The 3029-nt window shown below is 74.4% G+C and carries 3 protein-coding genes; all 3 read left to right on the top strand.

Going from position 1 to position 3029, the window contains the following annotated elements; translation table 11 throughout:
• The first annotated feature begins 122 nt into the window (after window positions 1-122).
• The 3 genes from JNW87_RS36755 to mshC all read left to right on the top strand — a co-directional run bounded on the left by JNW87_RS36755 (window position 123) and on the right by mshC (window position 2828).
• The gene (locus JNW87_RS36755) at window positions 123-707 is read left to right on the top strand and encodes a DUF3090 domain-containing protein (RefSeq protein ID WP_109804442.1); all 585 of its coding nucleotides are present in this window, start codon (window positions 123-125) and stop codon (window positions 705-707) included.
• Window positions 704-1522, top strand: coding sequence for an SCO1664 family protein (locus JNW87_RS36750; RefSeq protein WP_109804441.1), 819 nt, complete (start codon window positions 704-706; stop codon window positions 1520-1522). The genes JNW87_RS36755 and JNW87_RS36750 overlap by 4 nt, the downstream gene beginning before the upstream one ends.
• A 67-nt stretch (window positions 1523-1589) precedes the next feature.
• Complete coding sequence (gene mshC / locus JNW87_RS36745) at window positions 1590-2828, top strand: cysteine--1-D-myo-inosityl 2-amino-2-deoxy-alpha-D-glucopyranoside ligase (protein ID WP_109804440.1); 1239 nt, start codon at window positions 1590-1592, stop codon at window positions 2826-2828.
• The last annotated feature ends 201 nt before the right edge of the window (window positions 2829-3029 follow it).

Below are 3029 nucleotides of genomic sequence, written 5' to 3'. Positions count from 1 at the left end.
GGCCCGGTGAGCCGCGTCGCCACGCCCGGGGCGCCGCGGCGTGGCCGGTGGCGTTTCGCCCTGGGCGGAACCACCGTCGGTGCGGTGCGCGACGCCTCCACCCGCCGGATAGGGTCGTGGGTATGACCCACCAGGTGCACGCCTTCGAGCCGCCGGAGCGGTTCGTCGCCGGGACCGTCGGCCCGCCGGGGGAGCGTACGTTCTTCCTCCAGGCGCGCGGCGGTGGCCGGCTGGTCAGCGTCGCGCTGGAGAAGGTCCAGGTGTCCCTGCTCGCCGAGAAGCTGGAGGAGCTGCTCTCCGAGGCGCAGCGCCGGTTCGGCGTGGACCTGCCGGAGACGACCCCCGCCGCCGGCGACAACGACCCGCTGGACACCCCGGTCGACGAGGAGTTCCGGGTCGGCACCCTGGGCCTGGCCTTCGACGTGGACACCGCCACCGTGGTGATCGAGGCGATCGCCGTCGGTGAGGCGGAGGCCGAGGTCGAGCTGGGCGACGTGGAGGACGACGAGGACGCCGACGAGGAGCCGGACGAGCCGGACGAGGACCTCGACCGGCTGCGGGTGCGGCTCACCCCCGAGGCGACCCGCGCCTTCATCGAGCGGGCCCGCCGCGTGGTCAACGCCGGCCGCCCGCCCTGCCCGCTCTGCGGTCAGCCGCTGGACCCGGCCGGCCATCTCTGTCCGCGGCACAACGGTTATCACCGGTGACCTCGTCGGAACTCCAGCCCCGACAGGACAGCGCCGTCGCTCTCCGCCTGCTGATCGACGGTGAGCTCGACCTCGAGGGGCGGCTGGTCGACGCCTCCAACACCACGCTGCGCGGCATCCTCAGCCTGGACGGGGTGACGGCCCGCTGCGTCTACAAGCCGGTACGCGGCGAGCGCCCGCTCTGGGACTTCCCCGACGGTACGCTCGCCGGCCGCGAGGTGGCCGCCTACCTGGTCTCCCGCGCCACCGGCTGGGACCTGGTGCCCCCGACGGTGCTGCGGGACGGCCCGTTCGGTCCGGGCTCGTGCCAGCTCTGGATCGACGAGCCGGAGGACGGCGAGCCGCTGGTCGGGTTCGTGCCGGCGGACGCCCTGCCGCCGCGCTGGTTCCCGGTCGCCGCGGCCCGCGACGACGACGGCGCCGCGTACGCCCTGGCGCACGCCGACGACCCTCGGCTGGCCCGCCTCGCCGTCCTCGACGCGGTGCTGAACAACGCCGACCGCAAGGGCGGCCACGTGCTGATCGGGCCGGAGGACCGGATCTACGGTGTGGACCACGGGGTGTGCTTCCACATCGAGGAGAAGCTGCGCACGGTGCTCTGGGGCTGGGCCGGCCGGCAGTTGCCGCCCGACGCGGTGGAGATGCTCGACGCGCTCGCCGGTCAGGTCGCCGGACCGCTCGGCGAGGAACTGGCCGAGCACCTGACGATCGGCGAGGTCGCCGAGCTGGCCGCCCGCGTCGACCGGCTGCGGGAGAGCGGGCGGTTCCCCCAGCCGCCGGAGGACTGGCCGGCGATGCCCTGGCCGCCGATGTGAGCCGTTGTCGCGTTGATCACGCCCAGGGCGGCATCGGGCGGGTGGGCGGCTCGTTAGGCTGACGGTCATGGAGTCTTGGGTGGGACACGAGGTGCCACGGCTGCCGGGTGTGGGCGTGCCGCTGAGGTTGTACGACTCGGCGCGGCAGGGCGTCCAGTCCAGCGAGCCCGACGGCGCCGCCTCGATGTACGTCTGCGGCATCACCCCGTACGACGCCACCCACCTCGGGCACGCCGCCACGATGATCACGTTCGACCTGGTGCAGCGGATGTGGCGGGACGCCGGCGTGACCGTGCGCTACGTGCAGAACGTCACCGACATCGACGATCCGCTGCTGGAGCGGGCCGAGCGTGACGGCGAGGACTGGAAGGTCCTGGCCATGCGGGAGACCGCGCTGTTCCGGGAGGACATGGAGGCGCTGCGGATCATCCCGCCGGCGCACTACGTCGGCGCGGTCGAGTCGATCCCGGACATCGCCGACAAGGTCCTCGTCCTGCTCAAGGACGGCGCCGCATACCGCCTCGACGACGGCACCGGCGACGTCTACTTCGACATCTCCGCCGCCCCGGCGTTCGGGTACGAGTCGAACCTGACCCGGGAGCAGATGCTGGAGATCTTCCCGGAGCGCGGCGGCGACCCGGACCGGGCCGGCAAGCGGGACCCACTCGACCCGCTGCTGTGGCGCGGCGCCCGGGAGGGCGAGCCGTCCTGGCCCGGCGGCGAGCTGGGCGCCGGCCGCCCCGGCTGGCACATCGAGTGCGCGGTGATCGCGCTGAACCTGCTCGGCGACCGGATCGATGTGCAGGGCGGCGGCAACGACCTGCTCTTCCCGCACCACGAGTGCTCCGCCGCGCACGCCGAACGGCTGACCGGCCAGGCGCCCTTCGCCGACCACTACGTGCACGCCGGCATGATCGGCCTGGACGGCGAGAAGATGTCCAAGTCCAAGGGCAACCTGGTCTTCGTCTCCCGGCTGCGGGCCGACCGGGTCGACCCGATGGCGGTCCGGCTGGCCCTGATCAGCGGCCACTACCGCGCCGACCGGTCCTGGACCGAGGACCTGCTCGTGACCGCGCAGGAGCGCCTGGCGCGCTGGCGCCGGGCCGCCGCGGTCCCCGCCGGGCCGTCCGGGGCCACGCTGCTGGCCGGGGTACGCGCCCGCCTTGCCGACGACCTGGACACGCCGGGCGCGCTGGCGGTCGCCGACGAGTGGGCCGCGCAGGCCCTCGCCGGCGTCGCCGACGACGCCCAGGGCCCCACCCTCTTCGCCGACACCGTCGACGCCCTCCTCGGCATCCGCCTCTGAGCTCCCCGCCTCGGCGCTCCGCTCCCCGCGGCAGCTGGGCGCCTCGCTGCCGGGTGGCCAAGCGGTTCGCCTTGATCGTCTGCGGTTCAGCGGCGGCACCGACGGCGTGTCACCCTCGTGCACCGCAGACGATCATGGAGGCCGCGGCGCCACGCGGGCGGGGCGGGGTCAGCCGAGGACCAGGCCGGGGTCGGGGTCCGG

Origin of the sequence: Micromonospora sp. ATA51 (assembly GCF_016802855.1) — a bacterium.
In the GTDB taxonomy this organism is placed as follows: Bacteria; Actinomycetota; Actinomycetes; order Mycobacteriales; family Micromonosporaceae; genus Micromonospora; species Micromonospora sicca.
The sequence above is the reverse complement of the archived record's forward strand: the minus strand, read 5'-3'. Positions and strand labels throughout refer to the sequence as shown.

Coding starts and splice junctions, on each gene's coding strand:
- JNW87_RS36755 (WP_109804442.1), top strand. CDS start 123: ATGACCCACCAGGTGCACGCCTTCGAGCCGCCGGAGCGGTTCGTCGCC.
- mshC (WP_109804440.1), top strand. CDS start 1,590: ATGGAGTCTTGGGTGGGACACGAGGTGCCACGGCTGCCGGGTGTGGGC.